Genomic DNA, 19,752 nt, shown 5'->3' with positions numbered 1-19,752 from the left:
GATCTAGCTCGGCCCGGCGCCATCCAACTGCCCGACGATCTCGACCGCTGCCCCGCCACGAACTGTTGCCACATGCCACCATTCATGGGTCGCTTCGCCTGGACCGGCAGACGGGCAAGGAACGGTGACGTCGATCCGCGGCCCACGCAGGGAGACTGTCGCTCCCGATAGTGCGACGCCCTCTACCCCACCGAATGCATGTACCCAGACGTCGGCCGCGGTCACGGGACTGCTGACGGTGATGCACTCTGGCGCTCTGCCGTCGCGGTCGTCGCGGTCCAGCCAGGCTGGAGATGCCGACGGCTCTCCGCGAGTGTTGTAGTTGACCTCTTGGCTCGAACCATCCGGCCAATGCATCCACGCGTGCAGGTCGAGGTCGACACCCACCTTCGGCCAGGTCAAGGTGATGGTGAGTGGGGTTGACGGCGCTATCCCGCCGCCTTCGGCGGGTTCGGGTGGTCTCGCCGGCAGTTTGGCGGCAATAGTGCGTCGAAAGATGGTGTTCGGTGCCCCTGCATTCGGTCGGAGTCCGGAGACAGCGATCGATCGGTCACGTTGGTCGGGCGTGAGCTTGTCCATGACTGCATCGCTGACCTTGCCGTGCGAGGCGACCACAACGTGGGCCTTAGGGAGGCCGCCGGCGTAGTCGGCCAGCGCGTCCGCGACGTTCTTACGCACACTCTGCCAGTACTGTTTGCATTCAACGGCAAGCAATGCGCTCGCCGGCGCAGTAACTGGTGGCCTGCTGATCCTATAGTCAGGCTGGATGGCGTTGGAACGTCCGTGGCCGACAGGTTTCGCATACGCCGACCGCAGTTCGGCCCACAACTCCACCGGGCCTTCCGCAGTGGAAATGGTTGCGAGGTGACTGCCTGCAAAGTTGAACTCCAAGACACCGCCCACGACGTGAACCGTGATTCGGTTGACGCCGATGGCGGCCACGATCTCCGTGAGCACCCATGCCGAGTACATCTCGTGCCGTTTTCCCCAGACCGGAAGGCTCAACAGATCGACTAACCGGTTGACGTCTTCCTCGACGTTCAGACTCGTCTGCGGCTGGGCGCTGATGTGATCACCGACAACTCCAGCCACCTCAGCGGCGAAGCGCTCGGCGGCATCTCGATCGGTAGCCGCATGCTCGCGCACCACATCGGCAAACCGGAACAGGCCCTCGAGCATCGCCGCTGGCCAGTGGTCGCTGTCGGCCCAGGCCACATCGCGGAGCGAAAGGACGACCCCCGGCGCCGGCGGCAGAGCATCCTCCGAAGCAGCGACCCACCTCGCGGCTGGGATGTTGCGATCGTCCGCCAAGCGCCTCGCATCATGCAGGAACAACTCGACCACTCCGACGCAACGCCTGACGACCTCGTCGGCCGCTGCGATGCCCGTGTCATCCGGTCGCGGGACACTAGTTGGCCACCGTCTGTCGTCGTATTCCGTCTTCCACACGCGAAACTGCTCGTGGTCGACTGGAGGCGAGCCCGGTTGGCGATCAACCATCGCGCGTAGGTCCCACAGGGTCTCGGCTGTCCAAATGCGTGCCTGTCGCGCGACCACGACTCGCTGGATGTGCTCCACCTGCTCCCGGAACGCGCTCAAGAGAAGGTCGAGCGGATGGCCGTTGCCGAAGTCGAACTTCAGCCGTAGATTCTCCCGGTCCGCGGTACGTGCACCTACTTCCGCATACAGTCGCAGGAGATCAGCCAACATCTCCGCGAAGGGCTCGGCGATTTCAAGCAAGCACCGGACGAGATCTTGCGCCGGGACACCGGCAAGCGCGACCTCGATCGCTTGGCCGGACGGCAGCCCCATTGCCAGCGGCAACTGATCGAGCAGATCAGCGTCGTACGTCTTCGGACGGAGATATTCCCCCTCGACCAGTCGTTGCCAGAGCGCCTGCGCATCCAACACAACCCGCCCAGCCGTCATGTGGCCCCCCACAATCGAATACTGCGAGCGCCGACCAACCCACGCTCGTCAGCGCGGCCGTTCGCTCCCCCACGCGACACTATGCCGCGATCACCCGCAGATGCCAAGGTGGAGGAGTGTTGGGAGCCGAGGAGGCCCGAGTCGATGACTCGTCGTTATGGTGGCTAGTTCGTAGCTAGTAGACCGTCGCGTCTAATTGTTGGGGTATAGGTGGCGGAGTTTGATGCGTGCGTCTTGGGTGGTGAACTGCCAGTCGACCTGACGTTGGGCGGTGTTGGTGGCTTGCTGCCAGGCGGCGAGTTCGGTGTTCAGTACTGCGAGGTCGTCGAGCCGGCGGTCCAGGCATTGGCGGGTGAGTGCGGAGAGTTCGATCTCGGCGATGTTGAGCCAGGAGCCGTGTTTCGGGGTGTGGTGGATCTCGAGTCGCTGCGCCAACGCGAACGCCTTGGCCGGATCGAACGCCTCATAGAGCGATCCGATGGTGTGGGTGTTGAGGTTGTCCATCACCAGCACCACCTTCTCGGCGTCGGGGTAGTCGAGGGTCAGGAGCCGTTCGACCTGGTGGGCCCAGTCGGTCCTGGTTCGCTGTGGTTGGGCGTCGACGCGCCGCCATCCGGCCAGCGGCTCGACCCAGCAGAAGATCGAGCAGGTGCCGCGGCGGACGTACTCGCTGTCTTCCTTCAGGTCCTGTCCCGGTGTGGCGGGGATCGGGTCGCGGGCGTGGCCGAGGAGCTGGTAGGGCTTCTCGTCCATGCACACCACCGGCCTGGCAGCGTCGTGGGGGCGGGCATAGACCGCGAGAACGTCTTCCATCGCGGCGGCGAACTGCGCGTTCGCCGTGGGCGGGATGGTCCAGCACTTCTTCAGATGAGGACGCAGCCTCGTTTTTTTAACACCCGCCCGATGGTGGAGTGATCCAGGTCCGGAATGTCCTCGACCAGCGCGACATGCTTTTCCAGCAACCGCAGCGACCACCGTGTATAGCCCTTGGGTGGCTGCGAGCACGCCAGCGCGATCAGCCGGGCCTCGACCTCGCCGGTCACCGGAGAGGGCACCGGCGGATGCTCCCGCTGCTTGCGCGAGATCGTGGCGTCCACATCGCCGCCGGTCTCAGCGAACCGCTGAGCGACCAGCCGCAGCATCTCGGTCGAGACACCAACCCGGGCCGCGATCACCTCCTGCGAATCGACCTCACCCACCGAGGTATCCAGCGCGAGCAGCACCCGCGCCCGCCTGATCACCGCGGCCGGATGCACCCCCGTCGTGGTCACCCGAACCAGCCATTCACGATCCGTGTCAGCCAACCTGACCGGACGCTTCACCTGCGAGCCCACGACAACAGTCCTGTCTGGCAGAGGGGAAGGAAGATCTGCCGACCTCTAACCTCCCAACCAGACACCCCAGACCTAAGCAGCGACACGCTACTAGTGCCTCTCCAAGAAACGTTGGCGTTGTAATCGTGTCGGGTTGACTGGTCCGGTGGCAGGTCTGAAGGCTTGCTGTCGGAGGTGGTGATGGCTCGACAGCCTGAGGTGTTCGTGCGTTCGTTGGAACCGGCGGAAGCGCAGCGGTTGGTGAAGATCACGCGGACGGCACGGGATCGGGTGCGGCTTCGTCGTGCCGGGATCGTGTTGGCGTCGTTTCAGGGTCGCAGCGCGTCGGAGGCTGCGGAGATGTTCGCGGCGTCGGCTCAATACGCGCGGGAGGTGATCCACGCGTTCAACGAGCAGGGGTTCGCGGCGCTGGACCCAAAATGGAGCGGGGGCCGTCCGGCGAGGTTCGGCCCCCCGGTTCGTGAGACCGTCTGCCGGATCGCCAAAACCCCGCCGCAAGAGCTCGGTCGCCCGTTCACGACCTGGAGCCTGTCGAAGCTGGTCGAGTACCTGGCCGAGCGCAAGAAGATCAACATCAGCGCCGAGTCGGTCCGCAAGATCCTGCGGGACGCGGGCATCAGGTGGCAGGCGACCAAGACCTGGAAGGCCAGCAAGGATCCGGACTTCGCCCAGAAGATGGCCCGCGTTCTGGATCTGTACGATCACCCGCCGGGCGATGGGCGGGTGATCTGCGTCGACGAGTTCGGCCCGCTGAACCTCCAGCCCCGCCCCGGCAGAGGCTGGTTTCCCACCGGACGCCCGGCGCGGCTGCGGGCTACGTTCAACCGCACCGGCGGCGTCCGGCACATGTTCGCCGCCTTGGATCTGGCCACCGGGCAGATGTTCTACCGGTTCCGGGATCGCAAGCGCTGGCAGGAGTTCCTCGGCTTCCTCAAGCAGCTCCGGGACCGGTTCCCGGCCGGCAAGCTGTACATCGTGTGCGACAACTTCTCGCCCCACAAGAAGACCGAGGTCGCCACCTGGTGCCAGGCCAACGGCATCGAGCTGGTGTTCACCCCGAGCAACGCATCCTGGTTGAACTGGATCGAGGTCGAGTTCACCGCGCTGCGGTACTTCACCCTCGACGGCAGCGACTACCCCAGCCACACCGCCCAGGAGAACGCGATCGCCAGCTACGTCCGCTGGCGCAACAAACGCGCCCAACCCAAACGCCACTTCGCCATCGACTCCAAGATCTGCCGACCCGATTACCTACCCAACGTTGCTTGACGAGGCACTAGCCATGTGCCGTGACCGGCAACTGCTACTTAGTCGACTCGTTCGGGGCGGTGGTTAGTTCGGGTGCAGCCTAGGAGGGAGCTCCAGTCCCGGAGGCGGCGGAGGGCGAGGGTTAGGTCGCGGTGGAAGGCGAGGGGGTCGGAGGGGGCGGCGTCTTCTTGGTAGCAGGCTTCCCAGAAGGTGCGGAGGGCGGAGAGTTCTTCGGTGAGGGCGCCGTGTTCGGGCCAGCAGGGAGGGATGACTTTGTGGTCGAGGCGGTAGCGGTGGATGGCCCAGTTGACCCATTCGCTGAGGCGTTCTAGTTCTTCGCGGGTGCGGGTCGTGTCGAGGTCGCGCCAGGAGACGACGTACGGATCGGTGCCGACGGCAAGGGCGAGTGCTCTGACCAGTTCGTCGTTCGGGTCCATCAGCGGCTACCCACGCGGTCGATGCTGCGACGGATCTCGTCGGCGTCCGGCCTGTCGGTCCAGGCGGTCATCTTGAGGAGGATGGGTGGGGCGGTGCGGGCGAGCAGGATGCCGGTGCCGAAGGGGAGGGTGCGGATGACGTCGGGTGGGAGGATGGGGATTCGGCGGGTGCTGGTGGAGATGGTGCGGCCGCCGTCTGCGCCGCGAGTCCAGTTGCGGATTTCTTCGTCGCGTTCGCCGCAGACGGCGGCGAGGTCTTGGAGGTCGCGGGGTTGGGCGGAGCCGCCGAGGATGAGGCGGAGGGTGGCGGCGTCCCACATGGCGGCTGCGGCTTGTTCGCCCCATTTGTCTCTCGCCTGAGCCAGGGACTGGATGACGACTCGGGTGGTGATTCCGGTTCCACCGCCGTCGGCCATGAGGGATGGCAGGGATGGTACGGCGCAGAGGTTGGCGATCTCGTCCAGCACCAATGCCAGTGGAGGTTCGAGGCGGCCGCCGGGGTTCCGGGCGGCGATTTGGCGGGCTGATTCGGTGATGTCTTCCAGGAGTGCGGCTATGAAGGAGGATGTGGCGCCGGCACCGGCACCGGTGCCAAGGAGGTAGATGGTGCCGCGGTCTCGGATGAAGGTGGCCGGGTCAAGTTCTTCGCCGGGTGGCGGGTCGAAGGCCTTGCGTACGGCGGGGTCGGCGAGCGCGGACAGGGCTGAGCGGACGCCGGCCCAGATGGCGTCGCGGGTTCGGCCGTCCATGCGTACGATGCCGTCGAGCGTGTCGCCCCAGCCTTCGGCGGCGATCGTGGAGCGGTTGAGAATGGTGACCGCTTCGATGGCGGAGGCTGGTTCGAGACCCCACCGGTAAAGCTGGGCGATTCCGGCGTCGTCAATGGCGGCGGCGTGCAGGAGACCGCGGAGCGCCATCTCGGTTTGGCCGTGCCAGAAGGCCCCATCGGTGACGCCGCCTTTGGTGAAACCTGCGCCGGCGGCGAGTCCGCTGGCACGCACCATCGCGGTGGTGGGGTTCTCGCACCCGCGGACGGGTGACCACCGGATCCCTTCTCCTTTGGCGAGTCCTTGTGGATCGAAGACCGCGACGGGCCCGATTGCCCGGCGCAGTTCGAGGGTCGCTGTGAGGTTGTCGGGCCGAGTGGAGGTGGTGACGACGGCTCCGGGTGCGTCGATGATGGCGCCGATGATCTGGTGGAGGCCTTTCCCGGATCGTGGTGGGCCGACGTCGATGATCGAGTCCTCGACGGAGGCCCAGCATTCCCGGCCACGGGAGTGGCCGAGGAGGGTTCCGACGTCGGCCGGGGACCTGGTCGGCGCCTGTGGTCGGGCCGAGCGTCCTCTTCGTACGACGTGTCGGCGTCCGACCGCGGCCTCGACATCGGCCTTCGTGGCCAATCCCGGACGGCCCGCAAGCGCGCGGGCGCGATTCGCCGCTGTCGCCCGCTTGGCATGCCACAGCCTGAGGGCCAGGTAGGCAACTGCAGCCGGTGCGGCAATCAGCAGCACGAGCACGATCCAGTACGCCGCCGGGCTCAGCTGGGCGGCGTTGAGCCCAAAGGCCACCGCCGGGTCGCCCGGGTGCAACGGAACCCGCAGCGCATCGATCCACGGCGACGCGACCCATTGCCCCCTGGTCAGCTGACTGGCGAGGCCGCCGGCCAGGTACAGCACACCGGCACAGGCGAAGAGCACTCCCCCGGCGATGAAGATCATGTCGGTCAGGTCTCGTGGCGGTCGCTGATTCATGGCGTGTCACATCCGGGCGTCGGTATCGAAGAGTTCGACCTCGCGGGCGTGGCGGACCAGCTGTACGACGAACGACCGATTCGGCAGCCGCCACAGTGCTCGGCCTTTCGGGAGCTTCGCGATGGTCGCGATCTCTACGTCGGTGAGGCCGAGCAGGCTGGCGGTCTGGGCGAGTTGATCGGGTTCCTGGCGGAGCATGATTCTGGTGGAGCAGTCGGCGAGGAGCCCTTCGGCCAGGCCGCGTGCTTCGGATCCGAGGTCGCCGACGGCGGCCAGGTCGGACAGCCGGTGGACGATGAGGATGTTGGAGACTCCCCAAGCGCGGGACAGCTTCCACTGCTCCTGCATCCGGCGGAGCAGCGCCGGGTCTCGCATGACACGCCAGCCCTCGTCGTACACGATGTACCGGTTGCCGCCCGCGGGATCCGCGACTGCGGCCTCCAGCCAGGACGACGCACAGGCCAGTGTGAGGCGCAGCGCCTGGTCGTTTGCGCCGGTTCCCAGCCACGACGAGTCGAGCGTGACAATCGGCAGCATCGGGTCGAACTCGGTCGTCGACGGCCCGTCGAACATCCCGGACAGGTCGCCGTGCACCAGGCGTCGGATCGCGTGGGCGACCTCGCGTCCGTCGGTGCTGAGGCTTATGGTCTTCAGGCCTGCCCGGTCTGCCCAGGCAGGGTCGGGGGTGAACAGGGCAACGACGACATCGGGGATGGTCGGCGACTCGACCTGGCTCGAGACGGTCTCCAGCGCGAGGTCGAGGGCGGTGTGCTCTACCGCGGCGAGTGGGCGTCCCAGTGTGGACTCGGCCAGGGTGCCCAGCAGAGCACGGCGGCGCGACCAGACAATCCGCTCCCACTCGTCGCTGTCGACCAGGGCCGGGCGTTGGCCGGCGTCGAGCGGGTTGAGCCGGGTCGGCAGTCCGGGACCGAGCTTGATCGCAGCCCCACCCATCGCGTTGGCGACCGGTGTCCATTCACCCTTGGGATCGCAGGGAATGTAGGCCTTGTGGCCGAGGGCAATGGAACGGGTGATGAGTGCCTTTGCTGTTGTCGACTTGCCGCTGCCGATCACCCCGGCGAGCAGCACGTTCGGGTTGGTGATGACGCGTGATTGGTACAGCACCCACGGGTCGTAGACGAACGACCCACCGCTGAACACGTCGGCGCCGATGTAGGTGCCGTTGGCACCGAGCCCTCCCTCGGCGAGGAACGGATAGGCAACCCGCAGGATCCTGGTCGTGGCACGATGAGCGTCGACCAGCAGCCGCAAGCGGCGTCCGTCGTACGGTACCTTCGCCTCGAGATCGTTAGCTTGTTCCTTGGGCGCAGGTTGACCACCGCACGACGCCTTGCGGTTGGCGCGCCGGGTCTCGCGATCGGCGCCGACCGGCTCGTAGTACCCGGACTGTCGTCTCGCCATCAGAGTCCGATCCCGAACGGAAGCGCGGCTGCCATGAACCCTTCAAGCTGTTGGCCGACCAGGCGTCGCAGGTCGAGCAGCGCCTGGGTGGCCGCGATCTCGATCTCCATGCACGCCTCGTCGAGGGATTCCTCGGTGTCGGCGGAGACCGCGACGAGGCCGAGCCACCGTACGTCGCCGTGGCCGGCTGCCAGATCCCGTTCGCGCTGGGCGACGTCGGCGTCGTGCTGGCGATCCTCCTCGGTCTCCAGCTGACCGATCTTGGCGCGAGTGGCTCGGTCCGTGACGCGTTCGACCCGGTGCCGCCGGGCATCGCGCAACGCCTTGGCGATCGGGATCGGCTGCAGGACCAGCGAGAACGTCCGCCGGATCCCGGGCTTCAGCAACAACGGACTGAGAAACGACGGCGTGGTCCTGATCCGCGGCCACTCCGTGACAACGTACACGCGGTGGAACGAGGAGTCCGTCCGCAGGTGATCCCACGCGATGTCGACTGCCAACGGACCCGCATCTGCCGCATCGAGACCGTCAGGGCTCGGAACAGTGCGGGTCGCGCCCGGGTCGAAGGCCACCCGAAGGCTCATGGCGAGCTCGGCCGCGCTGAGCCAGCAGCCAGCCACCCCAGCCGCAGCCAGTGAGGTCTGGAAGGCCCGTGCCTCGGACTCGAGCACCGCGGTTGCGCCGGCGATGCCGCCGCCATATTTGCGGATCTCGCGCGAGACGGCGTCGAGGTTCACCGCGAAGCTGAACAAGGTCTCGTGCTTCGCCGGAGCCGGCGCGGCCTGCTCCAAGAGATCGGTGTAGATCGCGCCGGCCGGCGTACGCGGATCGACCTTGCGTTTCCTCGCCCACTCCCCCAGTTCGTCGCCGGGATCGGGCAGCGTGCGTTCGAGGATCTGCGCGCGGGCGATCCTGTTGCCCTGGCACAGGCCCGCTATCAAGCGTCCGTACTCCGTGACGCGCCGGTCCTGCTCATCGGAGTTCTGCAGCAGATGGGCGGGACCTTCGATCTTGGCGACTGCAATCAGCCGGCGGCGCCGCGGGTCGTGGACAACACCAATCGACGAGCTCGCCGTCAAGATTCGCAGTGCGCTGCCCTCGCCGGGCAGTTGCAGGGTTCCGTGGCTCACCGGGTCCGTCACTCGGGCCCGGAACGATCGCTGCTTGCGCAGCGACCGCAGAACATGAGCACCTCGAAGGACGAGCCAGCGGTACATCGGAATCTCCTCGGCTCGGGCGAACCCGACGGCACCGCAGATCGCCGCCACCGTGAGACCGCCGAGCTTCGCCACGGACGGCAGTTGGCCGGCGATCGAGATCGTCGTGGCGATCACGGCGATGAGCAGCAGCACAACCTGGAGGGGTCGAAGACCGAGGAGTACGGCGTTCCGCTCTGGCCGCGGGAATCGTGTCGACAGCGTGCTGGGAGTCGCCATCAGCTTCCACCGCCCTGGTTGTCCCGGTCGCCTGTGTCGTCTGCCTGCTGGCCGGGCTGGCCGGATCCATCGACCGAGATCTGACTGGTGGCCACGGCGATCGCCGTCGAGGCTTGGCCGCCCGCTGCCGGCTCAGGGGACGGCGAGGTGGCAGCGTCTGCGTCCGGGCCGCCGCTTGACTGACCTTGATCCGGTGTCCAACCTGTGCCGGCCGACGAATCGTCGGTGGCCTTGTCGTCTTCTGGATCGTTGTCGCTACCGACGACCGGTCCCGAGTCGTTGCCGCCGGATCCGCCGAAGTGGTGCGCACCCCACTGCTGTGCCTGCTCGACGCGTTCCCGCAACGCCGACGGACCCGCGGTGCCCTGCTTCAACGAATAGGCCGCCGCACTGCCTTGATCGCCTGCCCAGTGAATGAACGAGAACGTCGCCAACGGCGCGAAGGCCGCCATCGCGACCAGCAGGATCCCGGTCAGGAACGTCCCGATGCTGGCTTCGCCGTTCGCGTCGGTGTTGCCGGTCGCCGAGAGCCCGAGCGTGAAGATGACCGCCATCGCAACCTTGGAGAACAGCAACGCACCCACGACCTCGATCCAGCGACGCAGCCAGTGCCTGGTCGCCGACCACGTCCAGCTCGCCATCGCGATGGGCGCGAATACGACGAAGGCGACGATCGCGACCTCGCGGATCAGCATCACGAAGTACAGCGAGATGGACGCCAGGAGCGCGAGCAGGACGGCCGTCAGGGCGAACCCGCCGAGCGTGTCCGCGGTGAGCAGTGCGCTGATGTCGACCATGCGCTTCAGGCCGTCCGCGGTTGCCTGGTTGCCGAGGATCGCGGTGGAGATCTCGTCGACGGCCCGGCCGCATGAGGCCACGGCCGCAACAGCAAGCGGTACGCCGGCGGTGCCCAGCAGCGCACCCATGACCGCATGGCCCAGACGACTGGGCTCGCGCCGTACCGCGGCCGACACACATTGCAGCACGAACACCCCGACCAGCAGTGGCAGTGAGATGGCGACCATCAACTCGAGGTTGTCTCGCCACCACTGCTGATCGAAACGAGGCGCCGTACTCAGACTGAAGGCCTGGAACACGTACGACGTCAGGTCGGTCAAGCCGCGCGCCATCCAGCTCAGGAACGAGTTCCACCACGAGTCTGTGACGGCGTCCGTGCCCGCCGATACGAGGCAGCTTGCAGGGTCGAGAAGACATTCGGACCAGGCCACGATCATCCTCCTCGATCAACCGATGTTGATGCTGCTGAAGAAGCGGATGAGCCCGTTGGCCGAGCCGATGAGAATCGCGGCTCCCGCCGCCACTAGGCAGCCGGTCTTGCCCTTGCCGGCGTAGTGAGCGTTGTTGTTGAAGCTGCCCATCGCCCAGGCGGCTGCGGAGATGACGAACGCCGCTACGCAGATCACGAGGCTGAACGTCAGGAGCGCCCCAACCAGCTGCCGAAGAGCGCCCAGCCCCGGAAGCCCATCGCTGTTCGGGCTGATCCCTGGATCCTGAAGGATGACCAGCCGTCGAATGGAATCTGTACGCACGTGGAAGTCCTTCGTGGTCAGGTAGTCGAGTAGATCGGCGGCGCCCAGCCGAGGTAGGTCGCGCTCCATTGGGACTCGATGAGCCCGAACGCGACGAGGTACACGCCGCCTTCGCCGGGGACCCGGTCGCCGATGTCGTTGGAGACGACTCGACCGTCGCCGACGTACACCGCCACGTGCCCGTACGGTCCTCCGGTCTCCCAGAACACGAGCGCGCCGACCGGCGGCTTCCGGTCGCCGGCACGAGCGTTGCCGGCGGCAACCATCTGGCGCCACTGCTCGGCGGCCGAGAAGTACCCGGCTCGCGGCCGGCCCCAGATGTTCGCCGCCAGTCGGGCGCACAGCTGGTAGTAGCCGTGGCCACCGACCAGTCGCAATGCCCGCGCGACAGCCTCGTCCGCACCAGGAATGTCGCGCGTATCGGTATCGATCGGCTTCCGGCAGTCCGTCGGCGGCGCTTCGGTAGGCGTTGCCACGCAGGTGTCGGATCCGCCTGCCGCGATGGCGAGCGGAGCGACCAGACCCAGACCAGTCGCCAGCAGGCAGCCGGCCAGCGCCATCTTGCCGATCACGGCGAAACTTGCGCGGTCGCGGACCAGAACTTGCAGATCGACGCACACACGATCCCGACCGCGGCCTGCCGCTCAGTGACCGTGGTCTCGTTGTCCAGGACGGTGGTCTGCTTCCCACGGATCACGAAGCCTCGCCATCCCTTCCGGGCGCCCGGCTCTCGCGCCATCGCCTCCAGCTCCGGTGTGGTCTCAGCCGTAATGCCGTCGACGCTGGCATGCGCCTTGTGGAGCTCGAGCTGCTTCCACTCCGACCACCGCGGCAGAAGACTCTTGGCGACCCGCGGCGCCGCGCCGGTCGGGTCGGCGTACACGCTGACCGCGTCCTCCCAGTCGTAGAAGCTGTGCCGGGTGGTGTCGTAGGTCCAGATCGCCCGGGCATACGCGATGGCGAACTCCTTCGCATCGGTCGTCGTCGGTCGTTTCCACGCCTCCAACCGCGCCGCGGTGTCCTCGACCTCTCCGGGGACCGGAGTGCCGGCGGAGCCCGGCATACCGGAGGGCTGTTCCGGGGAGACCTGCCAGCGAGCGACCAGCGCCAAGGCCAGCGCAGTGACCGCCAGCAGGATCACGATGGGGATCACGATCTTCGATCGGATCGACTGGTTCACGTCAGTTCCTCTCTTCGGGATTTCAGTACGGCGCAGCCACGCGAACACGGCAGCAGCGATCGGCGCCGGGATGATCCGCAACGCGGTGAGGACACGCAGTTCGAACCTGAGCTGCGCGCGGTAGTACCGGATGAGCCAGTGGTGGCGGCGTACTTCCTCGTGGTTGTGCGTCATACCGGGCCTCAACGGTTGAGGTCCGGAGACTTTTCGTCAGGCAGCTCTGAGGCGAGCCAGCCCAGCCGCTCGGCGGTGGCCGAGGCGGCTTGGCCGGCCGAAAAACCGCAGGTCACGGCCGGCAGCGGCCCAGACCCAGCGCCGTACGACGGGGTCCGTGAAGACCTCCTCGGGTTTCTGCCCTTGCGCGAGCCTCGCCAGCGCCGACGCTCCGCCCGCGCCGCCTCGCAGCAACCAGGCCAGGCCTTCGGCCTGCTCACCCGACGCTCCTGCGTGACGGAGCCTGGCGATGATGGCCGCGCGGTAGTACGGCGGTCCATCCGCGGCAACTCCAGTCAGCCGTCGACCGGTGGTAGCCGGCAGGCCTTCCAGCTCCAGCTCCGAGATGATCCGTTCGAGGTGAGATCCCAGTGACAACTGCTGCACGATCGCGCGATCCGGAGGCTGCCGACACAGCGGATGCCGCTGGCGACGGAGCAGCTCGGATCGCACCGCGTCCTTCAACCGCCACCTAACCAAGTTGGCGAGATAGCCCCACGACACACCGGCCTCGGGCGGGTTGACCGCGAGCTCGAGGCACCTTTCCCACGCGATCACTCTGGCTAACTGTGCGGCCTCATCATGCCCGAGGGCGGCCCGCAGCCGACTCGACAACGGCACGACGATCCGGGACTCGATCCCGTCGGCCAACCTCCGCGACGGCCCCGGCGCCCACCCCGAAGAAGCCGCCTCAGCGATGAGAACCTCCAGATCAACATCCATGGCATCAATCTGCTGGCCGTTGCCTCGAACCAGAACCTGGATTCCGGAATCAAGGAGTCCTGGGAAGATCCGGCGGATCGGCACCTGCCTCCGCGTCGGCCGATCGATAACTCATCCGCCGCCGCGTCGCCCGCTGCTCATCCCGCAGACCGACCACCGCGAGCACCTCGCGCGACACGACCTGCTCCTCCAGTCCCAACTTCCGCGACAGCCTGGCGATCTCCCCAGCCACCCGGCCGGCAGGCAGCCGAGCGACCAGCGGAGCCACGGCCCGTACGGCGTTGACCTGCCCACTTATGTGGTCAAGGACCCTGCTCCACCGAGAGAGCTCCACGTCGATCGCGAAATCGATCAGCGACCGCGGCGAACTCAGCGCGGACCGCAGGCGGCCCGGTTCGGCCGCGAACAATGACGCTGGATCGTGCTCATCAGGAAACTCTGCGACCAGGACCTGCCCGAACGCCGACGACAAAACATCAAGGCTCCGTACCGCGCCGGTGCGGCCGGCCAGGTTGCCATCCAGCGCGACGATCGCCACATCCACTCGCGCATGGCGTTTGAGGATCAGGACCTGCTCGCGCGTGATCGCCGTACCGCAACAAGCCACACCGGCCCACTCGCCACCCGCAAGGCTGACAGCCAGCGCATCCATCGTCCCCTCAACGACAACCGGAACCGCACCGGCCTCGAGCCGCACCAACTGAGCATCGAGCCCCACCAGCGACTTGCCCTTGGCATAGATGTCCGTGTTCGGCGTATTCAGGTACCTCACCCGGCCGGCGCGACCGCGGCCGATGAACCCGACCGGCTTCAGGTCGATGTCGTGGGCAACGAAGGTGACGCGGTCGCGGAAGCGGTCGATCAGGTAGCCGTTCGACGTCGGTGATGCCAGACCGGCCGCTACGATCGTTCGGTCGTCGAAGCCGGCGCGTCGAAGATGCCCGACAAGGCGCGACCACCCGTCCGGCGCGTACCCGACACACCAACCCGAATCAGGGGCCACTGCCGCTTCCAGGCGTCGCTCCCTCAGGTGCTCGGCAGCCCAACCATCCGGTCGCTTCAGCAACTCCTGCCGGAAGAACTGAGCCGCAACCGAATTCGCCTCGACGAGATGCTGGTGACCGGTCATTGCCATCAAGCTCCACGCCACCTCACAGGCCGGGGCCGCGGTCTGGCGGATCCGAATCGAGGGCCGGGGACGCGATGCGGCGACTCACGGTGTTGCGATAGGTCATCAGCGGACGGGCTGCCGACAGCACATCCCGCAGGTGGCCCGGCCCACCGTCGGTCAGCACGAGCGAGGCGGGCGTGTACCCGGCTGGGATTCCAACGGCTCGCACTCGATCGAAGAAGAACGCGAGATCCAGCAGGTAGCCGGCGGCCTGGTTACGCTGCGGCTCGTCACCCGACAGCGCAACGATGACCTGGTCGGTCGTACTGTACCGACGCAGCATCCTCGCCTGCGCCGTCGACAATCCAGCTCCACACACCGGGATCCCTACCCACCGGCCGGACGACAACCGGCTCACCGCCGAGATCGCGATCGCGTCCACGGGTCTGTCGACGACCACCGGTATCGCACCATTCTCGAGAAGCTTCAGTTGCTCCTCGACGCCGACAAGAACGTTCGACGGCCGATGAGCCGCGGTCACAGGACTCACTGTCCGTGCGTGGCCACCCTGGCTGATGCCAACGAACCCCACCGGAGACAACCGCTGATCACGGGCCACGAACATCAACTGATCACGGTGCCGATCAACCGCGTCGCCACCCTCCGTCCAGGTCACCAAACCTGCCCGAACAAGCGTTCCGAACCCGAACCCCTGTGCTCGCAGGTGATCCACCAGATTCGTCCAGGTGCCCGGCGCGTACCCGACCTTCCAGGCCGAGTCGGTCGACAGGACTTCCTCAACACCCCACGACTGCAGATACTTCACAGGCCAGCCATTCGTTGCCCGAAGCAACTCTCGCCGGAAATACCGAGCGGCTGCGGCATTTGCGTCCAGCAACCGCCTCCGCTCCTCGGCGGACATCATGAAACCCTGATCACTCATCGAGACTCTCCGATACGGCCGTGGACAAACTCACAGCCTCGAAGATCGCCTCAGAACGACCACACCAGAACCCGGATCACAGCTTCAAGGACTCCGAGTCCTAGCCATCGCTTGCACGCCGATCACGGCAACTGAGGCCCACACTCGGCCGTGAAGTCCTCGGTCAGCGAGCCGGCGGTCGGCGGCGATGAACCTGCCGCGCTACGCCGAACCGGACGACGGCGAGGAATGCTCAGAGGCGGTTGCTCGACCACCGGCGTCCCACTCGACGGATCGGCCCACAGCCCAGCCGAACGTGCCAGTTGCGCACCTGCCGCATCAATCGCCTCGTCGACCAACTCGATCAACCTGCGGATTGACCACGCAGGCACTTGCTGACCATCCACGACAGCAGCCACCGGATCATGCGCCGTATCGTTGCCGCCAACCGCTCGCTCTGTGTCCATGCCACCGAAGATCACCTCGAGTGGCACTCCACAGAACCGGGATCACCAGATCCAGGACAACGGACTATCCCTGCTACATCGCCACCGGACACTGCCATCCTGAACTCACTGTTGGCTCCCATGCTCGTCCGGTCGAGCTGGCGACGTAACAGCCCGGATGACGGCTAGACGCACCACGGTGTGTATTGGGAACTTCTGGTGGACCTAACGGAGGCCTATTCACACCTCCGGTGGGAGGTGAAACGGTTGCTTGATCTTGTCCCTGAGCTAACCGAGCAGCCGGTGTCTCCGCCACCATCGACGCGACCAGTGCGACGCATCCACAAGCTGGACATGCGACTGGATAGTGAGCAGATAGCTCGACTGGTAGCGGAGTACGAAGCCGGGACACCGAGCACTCAGCTGGAGAAGGACTTCAACCTGAGTAACGCCAGTGTCATGAAGCTACTGCGGGAAGCCGGCGCCAAGCTGCGGCGACGAGGGCTACATGGTGATGACGTTGATGAGGCAATCCGGCTCTACGAAGGCGGTCTGACGCTCAAGCAGGTCGGTGCAAAGCTATACGTCGATGGAGAGACTGTCCGGCTCGCACTACGCCAGGCAGGCATCCAACTGCGGCGACCGCACAAGCTCACTGATGACCAGATCATCGAGATCACCCAGCTGTACGAGCAAGGGTCGTCGATGAACACGCTCCGTAAACACTTCGGCGTCGGAGATCGGACGGTCGCACGCGTGCTCCGCGAGTCAGGCTGCCACATCCGACCCCGCGGCCGGCCATCGGGCGCCGGTCCTACGGCCTAAGAGTGAATCCGGGTTCCAGGCGATCCGGCGAGGGCTCTCAGCGGATCGCTCGTGCACGTGGGTCGGAGCGTGGACACCCCGTACGGCGCGCCTCGTACGGGTCGCCAGTCTCGGATGGTGACGGAGCCCCACTCGTCGGTGCGCAGTTGGGTGGACGAGAAGCTCAACGCGCGTCAGATCCGATCGAGCTTGTACCCGCCTCAACTACATGAAAATGGACCAAACGAGCAAGATCAGGCCGAGCGCGGCAACGAGGAGATTTAGTCCAATGAAGAGCCAGTAGAGTCGAATCTTGTCCTCTCCCTCTCGCGCGGACTTCGGGCGGTTGTCGCCTGTCCTGTAGCTCCAATTCTCTGTGTGGGCATCCCGGCCCAAGTTCCGGATCTCGCTGAGAGTCTTCGTTCGGCTCGTGTTCTCAAGTTCCGTTCGGAACTCGGTCGCGATGCGAATGTGCATGCGAGCCCGCTCGCCCTGCTTGGCCGCAAAGACTGCCGCGAATATGCCGAAGACGACGAGGAACGCCGATAGAATAGTGTTGAGAGACTTGGAGTCACTGCTTGCGATGAGGCCGGCGACCGCGGCGCCCAACGCCAGCGAAATTGTGGCTACGCCTGTGCGTTGGGCCTCGTGGTGACGACCCTGCGTCGTGTGCTCTGCGTACATACCCCAGACGTATTGCTCGGCGGGAACCTTGCCGCCATTGGAGTCCGCGCTGCCGCCCATGTATTCAATCGTGCCAACATCCTTGGCTCGGTCAACACCTGGGCTTCTTGACCTGCGGTGTAGACATCACCAACAGTCCGGGCCGAGACCGCTCAGAGCCGTCGGGCGGCATCCGAGACCCAGCGGTCACCTCTCCGGATGGGCCGTCATGGAATGGAGGGCAGCCGCTGGAACGACCAAGGACGCAGCAGCCTCCCTCGGGCTCTCTGGTTCAGCGCAGGTTCCAAATACGAACATTCGGTGCCCCTAAGCGGATCGCTTTTGAACGCGCCGTTCGGGGCCCAGCGGCTGCTCGAGCTCGCGGAGAGCCGGAAGCTGGGCGCTGCGTTGCCTAATGTGACGCGGAGTGCACGCCCTCGGACCGCCAAGCAATTGTCGGAGGGTGAGCTGGATGCGCTGGTCGAGGCATACAGGCTCTTCACGATCGAGGGTGTAGTTGCGGCCTGAAGCCGCCGGTCTCGAGCAGGGATCTGGCGATGTAGTTGGTCAGGTTGCGGAACCCGAGTGCGGAGCCGCGGAGGTGTTCGAGGCGGCCGTTGATGGCCTCGGTCGGTCCGTTGGATGTGCCGGGCCGGTCGAAGTAGGCCAGCACGTCAGCGGCGCGCTTCTTCAGGGTCCGGCCCAGCGTGACAACCTCGACGAGCGCAGCGGGCACGCCGTGGTTGACCGAGTTGATGAGCTGCTGCATCAGCTTCCGGCCGTGGCTGCGGTCGGGTTCGCGGTATGCGGCGATCATCCGCTGGTAGATCCCCCAGGTCGCTTCGATCTCGACGTGCTCGTCGGTCGCGAACAGGTCGGTGAGTCGTCGCGTCTGCTTGTCGGTGAGGAGATCGGCGCCGGTGTGCAGCGTCCGGCGCGCCGAGTAGAGCGGGTCGTCCTTGCGGCCGCGGTGGCCGTGGATGGCTTGCTGGACGCGGCGGCGCACAGGTCCAGGGCGTTGCCGGCCAGCCGGACGACGTGGAAGGGATCCATCACCGCGATCGCGTCGGGCAGTTCCTCGCTGGTGGCTGTCTTGAAGCCGGTGAACCCGTCCATCGCCACGACCTCCACGGCGTCGCGCCAGGACTCGGCTCGTTCAGCGAGCCAGGTCTTGAAGACCTGCTTGGAGCGGCCCTCGACCATGTCGAGCAGCCGGGCGGGTCCGGTGCCGTCGCGAATCCCGGTCAGGTCGATGATGACGGTGACGTACTTGTCGCCACGACGGGTGTGTCGCCACACGTGCTCGTCCACGCCGATGACGTTCACGCCGTCGAACCGGCCGGGATCGTCAATGAGGACGCGCTTGCCTTCGGCAAGGACCGCGTCGTTGGCAGTGTTCCACGACACCGCGAGGCCTTCGGCGACACGAGCCACGGTCAAGTGCTGACACACGATGCCTTCCAGCGCCCACCGCAGCCCACGGCGCGAGAGCTTCGCCCGTGGTTCGGCGGCCTTGCTGGTGTCTTGGCGCCACACATGCCCGCACCCGGTGCACCGGTAGCGACGGATCGTCACCAGCAGCGTGGTGGGACGCCAGCCGAGCGGCTCGTGCGCCAGCCGCCGGACCACGGTGTCGCGGGGTACGCCCTCGCATCCGCAGCGGCGACACCACCGCTCATCTGACCCGTCGGGCTCGACCACCCGGCAGGCCAGCACCGCACGGTCCGGCTCGAGCCGCTGACCGACGACTTCGAGGCCGAGCTCGTCAAGGCGGCAGAACGTGGTCAGGTCAGGGCTGGTGAAGGTAGCGTGAAGCACGTCGAGGTCTTCCAGATGGGCGGCGTAGGAACCTCCATCATCGGGAGACCTCGACCCCTACCCGGCCACCGCCCCGCCCACCGCTACACCCTCAACTGCGAAGAGCCGGATTGGGTCGCCGCAGGCTCGAGAAACCAATATCGACCGACATATCGGGCGACCTCCAATTTCTGGAATCCGGTGTTGGCGAATGCTCGGCGGGCATAGATAACAATATTTAACCACATCGTGAATGAGTCTGCAATATTACCAGCTCTCCGAGTAAACGGGCTTCTGCGAACCAGACACTGAGCAGCGACGCAAGAGGCATAATAGTGATTCATCAATAGAGTCAGACGTGCGGCACGGTCGAATGCTTAGCCCCAAACACGCCGCTTGGGTCGCGGTCAATCTCATCGAGCAGAGCCGTCGGCTCCGCGCGGCCGACTCGGTGCCTTCGTAGAGATGCCAGCGGTGGTTGCGGTCCGCTCAGTAGAGGCTTTAGCCATCGCGGTAGTGGAGCTGGGCGACGGGGCGACTGCGATCTAGGGGAGTGGACACGTCACGCGCGGAGATCGTGAAACCTGACTTCGGTCAGGTCTGCTCGGTTCGGCTTGGCACACGGCGCTGACCTGCGGTGATGGTCGCAGGGTAGCCAGTTTCAGGCACTAATTGGTGCCCTAGGCTCCGGGTTGTGGCGTGGTGCGGCGGGTGCGAACGGCCTCGGGTGCGACGACTGTGCAGATCTCGCACCACGACCCGCACCACGAACGCGACCAGGACGGC

At 66.1% G+C, this 19,752-nt stretch carries 17 protein-coding genes and 1 pseudogene; 2 read left to right on the top strand and 16 right to left on the bottom strand.

Annotated features, from left to right (window positions below; genetic code table 11):
• Positions 1-3: 3 nt before the first annotated feature.
• From EV643_RS08710 to EV643_RS44730, 3 genes are all read right to left on the bottom strand, one after another.
• Positions 4-1,929 (bottom strand): DUF8600 domain-containing protein, encoded by a 1,926-nt coding sequence (locus EV643_RS08710; protein ID WP_133799470.1) that lies wholly within the window; start codon positions 1,927-1,929, stop codon positions 4-6.
• Positions 1,930-2,121: 192 nt separating this feature from the next.
• Positions 2,122-2,904: an IS630 family transposase gene (locus EV643_RS08705; RefSeq protein ID WP_202869451.1), complete on the bottom strand. Its 783-nt coding sequence runs from the start codon at positions 2,902-2,904 to the stop codon at positions 2,122-2,124.
• The gene (locus EV643_RS44730; RefSeq protein WP_202869450.1) at positions 2,793-3,152 is read right to left on the bottom strand and encodes a helix-turn-helix domain-containing protein; all 360 of its coding nucleotides are present in this window, start codon (positions 3,150-3,152) and stop codon (positions 2,793-2,795) included. The genes EV643_RS08705 and EV643_RS44730 overlap by 112 nt, the downstream gene beginning before the upstream one ends.
• A 291-nt stretch (positions 3,153-3,443) precedes the next feature.
• On the opposite strand from EV643_RS44730, the gene EV643_RS08700 reads away from it, so the two are divergent.
• On the top strand, positions 3,444-4,532 hold the full coding sequence (locus tag EV643_RS08700) for an IS630 family transposase (RefSeq protein ID WP_133799469.1): 1,089 nt from the start codon (positions 3,444-3,446) through the stop codon (positions 4,530-4,532).
• Between the two features lie 38 nt (positions 4,533-4,570).
• On the opposite strand, the gene EV643_RS08695 is transcribed toward EV643_RS08700, so the two are convergent.
• Genes EV643_RS08695 through EV643_RS08645 form a run of 11 tightly spaced genes read right to left on the bottom strand, consistent with a single transcriptional unit; the run spans position 4,571 to position 15,277 of the window.
• Positions 4,571-4,948 (bottom strand): hypothetical protein, encoded by a 378-nt coding sequence (locus EV643_RS08695; RefSeq protein WP_133799468.1) that lies wholly within the window; start codon positions 4,946-4,948, stop codon positions 4,571-4,573.
• The gene (locus EV643_RS08690; RefSeq protein ID WP_133799467.1) at positions 4,948-6,699 is read right to left on the bottom strand and encodes a type IV secretory system conjugative DNA transfer family protein; all 1,752 of its coding nucleotides are present in this window, start codon (positions 6,697-6,699) and stop codon (positions 4,948-4,950) included. The genes EV643_RS08695 and EV643_RS08690 overlap by 1 nt, the downstream gene beginning before the upstream one ends.
• A gap of 6 nt (positions 6,700-6,705) precedes the next feature.
• Positions 6,706-8,121, bottom strand: a complete 1,416-nt coding sequence (locus tag EV643_RS08685) for a putative type IV secretion/conjugal transfer ATPase (RefSeq protein ID WP_238165455.1) — start codon at positions 8,119-8,121, stop codon at positions 6,706-6,708.
• Complete coding sequence (locus EV643_RS08680; protein WP_133799466.1) at positions 8,121-9,557, bottom strand: SCO6880 family protein; 1,437 nt, start codon at positions 9,555-9,557, stop codon at positions 8,121-8,123. The genes EV643_RS08685 and EV643_RS08680 overlap by 1 nt, the downstream gene beginning before the upstream one ends.
• Positions 9,557-10,786 carry a TrbL/VirB6 family protein gene (locus EV643_RS08675; RefSeq protein ID WP_133799465.1) on the bottom strand — a complete coding sequence of 410 codons (1,230 nt, stop codon included), beginning with the start codon at positions 10,784-10,786 and terminating at the stop codon, positions 9,557-9,559. The genes EV643_RS08680 and EV643_RS08675 overlap by 1 nt, the downstream gene beginning before the upstream one ends.
• Before the next feature lie 15 nt (positions 10,787-10,801).
• Entirely contained in the window at positions 10,802-11,107 is a 306-nt protein-coding gene (locus EV643_RS08670) for a DUF6112 family protein (protein ID WP_133799464.1), read from the bottom strand.
• Between the two features lie 17 nt (positions 11,108-11,124).
• Complete coding sequence (locus EV643_RS08665) at positions 11,125-11,679, bottom strand: CHAP domain-containing protein (protein ID WP_133799463.1); 555 nt, start codon at positions 11,677-11,679, stop codon at positions 11,125-11,127.
• Positions 11,676-12,461, bottom strand: a complete 786-nt coding sequence (locus EV643_RS08660; protein ID WP_133799462.1) for a hypothetical protein — start codon at positions 12,459-12,461, stop codon at positions 11,676-11,678. The genes EV643_RS08665 and EV643_RS08660 overlap by 4 nt, the downstream gene beginning before the upstream one ends.
• 36 nt (positions 12,462-12,497) lie before the next feature.
• On the bottom strand, positions 12,498-13,223 hold the full coding sequence (locus tag EV643_RS08655) for a hypothetical protein (RefSeq protein WP_133799461.1): 726 nt from the start codon (positions 13,221-13,223) through the stop codon (positions 12,498-12,500).
• A gap of 49 nt (positions 13,224-13,272) precedes the next feature.
• Positions 13,273-14,352 (bottom strand): toprim domain-containing protein, encoded by a 1,080-nt coding sequence (locus tag EV643_RS08650; protein WP_133799460.1) that lies wholly within the window; start codon positions 14,350-14,352, stop codon positions 13,273-13,275.
• A gap of 22 nt (positions 14,353-14,374) precedes the next feature.
• Positions 14,375-15,277, bottom strand: coding sequence for a hypothetical protein (locus tag EV643_RS08645; protein ID WP_133799459.1), 903 nt, complete (start codon positions 15,275-15,277; stop codon positions 14,375-14,377).
• Positions 15,278-16,056: 779 nt separating this feature from the next.
• Between EV643_RS08645 and EV643_RS08640 the strand changes: the two genes are divergently transcribed.
• Positions 16,057-16,527, top strand: coding sequence for a helix-turn-helix domain-containing protein (locus tag EV643_RS08640; protein WP_133799458.1), 471 nt, complete (start codon positions 16,057-16,059; stop codon positions 16,525-16,527).
• Between the two features lie 204 nt (positions 16,528-16,731).
• On the opposite strand, the gene EV643_RS08635 is transcribed toward EV643_RS08640, so the two are convergent.
• Together EV643_RS08635 and EV643_RS08630 are read right to left on the bottom strand one after the other, a co-directional pair.
• The gene (locus EV643_RS08635; protein WP_133799457.1) at positions 16,732-17,250 is read right to left on the bottom strand and encodes a hypothetical protein; all 519 of its coding nucleotides are present in this window, start codon (positions 17,248-17,250) and stop codon (positions 16,732-16,734) included.
• 418 nt (positions 17,251-17,668) lie between these two features.
• Positions 17,669-18,987: pseudogene (locus EV643_RS08630) on the bottom strand (ISL3 family transposase).
• Positions 18,988-19,752: the final 765 nt, after the last annotated feature.

Source organism: Kribbella caucasensis, from assembly GCF_004361855.1.
Classification (GTDB): domain Bacteria; phylum Actinomycetota; class Actinomycetes; order Propionibacteriales; family Kribbellaceae; genus Kribbella; species Kribbella caucasensis.
The sequence above is the reverse complement of the archived record's forward strand: the minus strand, read 5'-3'. Positions and strand labels throughout refer to the sequence as shown.

Coding starts and splice junctions, on each gene's coding strand:
- EV643_RS08690 (WP_133799467.1), bottom strand. CDS start 6,699: ATGAATCAGCGACCGCCACGAGACCTGACCGACATGATCTTCATCGCC.
- EV643_RS08635 (WP_133799457.1), bottom strand. CDS start 17,250: ATGGGCGGCAGCGCGGACTCCAATGGCGGCAAGGTTCCCGCCGAGCAA.
- EV643_RS08710 (WP_133799470.1), bottom strand. CDS start 1,929: ATGACGGCTGGGCGGGTTGTGTTGGATGCGCAGGCGCTCTGGCAACGA.
- EV643_RS08640 (WP_133799458.1), top strand. CDS start 16,057: ATGCGACTGGATAGTGAGCAGATAGCTCGACTGGTAGCGGAGTACGAA.
- EV643_RS08685 (WP_238165455.1), bottom strand. CDS start 8,121: ATGGCGAGACGACAGTCCGGGTACTACGAGCCGGTCGGCGCCGATCGC.
- EV643_RS08680 (WP_133799466.1), bottom strand. CDS start 9,557: ATGGCGACTCCCAGCACGCTGTCGACACGATTCCCGCGGCCAGAGCGG.
- EV643_RS08695 (WP_133799468.1), bottom strand. CDS start 4,948: ATGGACCCGAACGACGAACTGGTCAGAGCACTCGCCCTTGCCGTCGGC.
- EV643_RS08655 (WP_133799461.1), bottom strand. CDS start 13,223: ATGGATGTTGATCTGGAGGTTCTCATCGCTGAGGCGGCTTCTTCGGGG.
- EV643_RS08660 (WP_133799462.1), bottom strand. CDS start 12,461: ATGACGCACAACCACGAGGAAGTACGCCGCCACCACTGGCTCATCCGG.
- EV643_RS08700 (WP_133799469.1), top strand. CDS start 3,444: ATGGCTCGACAGCCTGAGGTGTTCGTGCGTTCGTTGGAACCGGCGGAA.
- EV643_RS08650 (WP_133799460.1), bottom strand. CDS start 14,352: ATGACCGGTCACCAGCATCTCGTCGAGGCGAATTCGGTTGCGGCTCAG.
- EV643_RS08645 (WP_133799459.1), bottom strand. CDS start 15,277: ATGAGTGATCAGGGTTTCATGATGTCCGCCGAGGAGCGGAGGCGGTTG.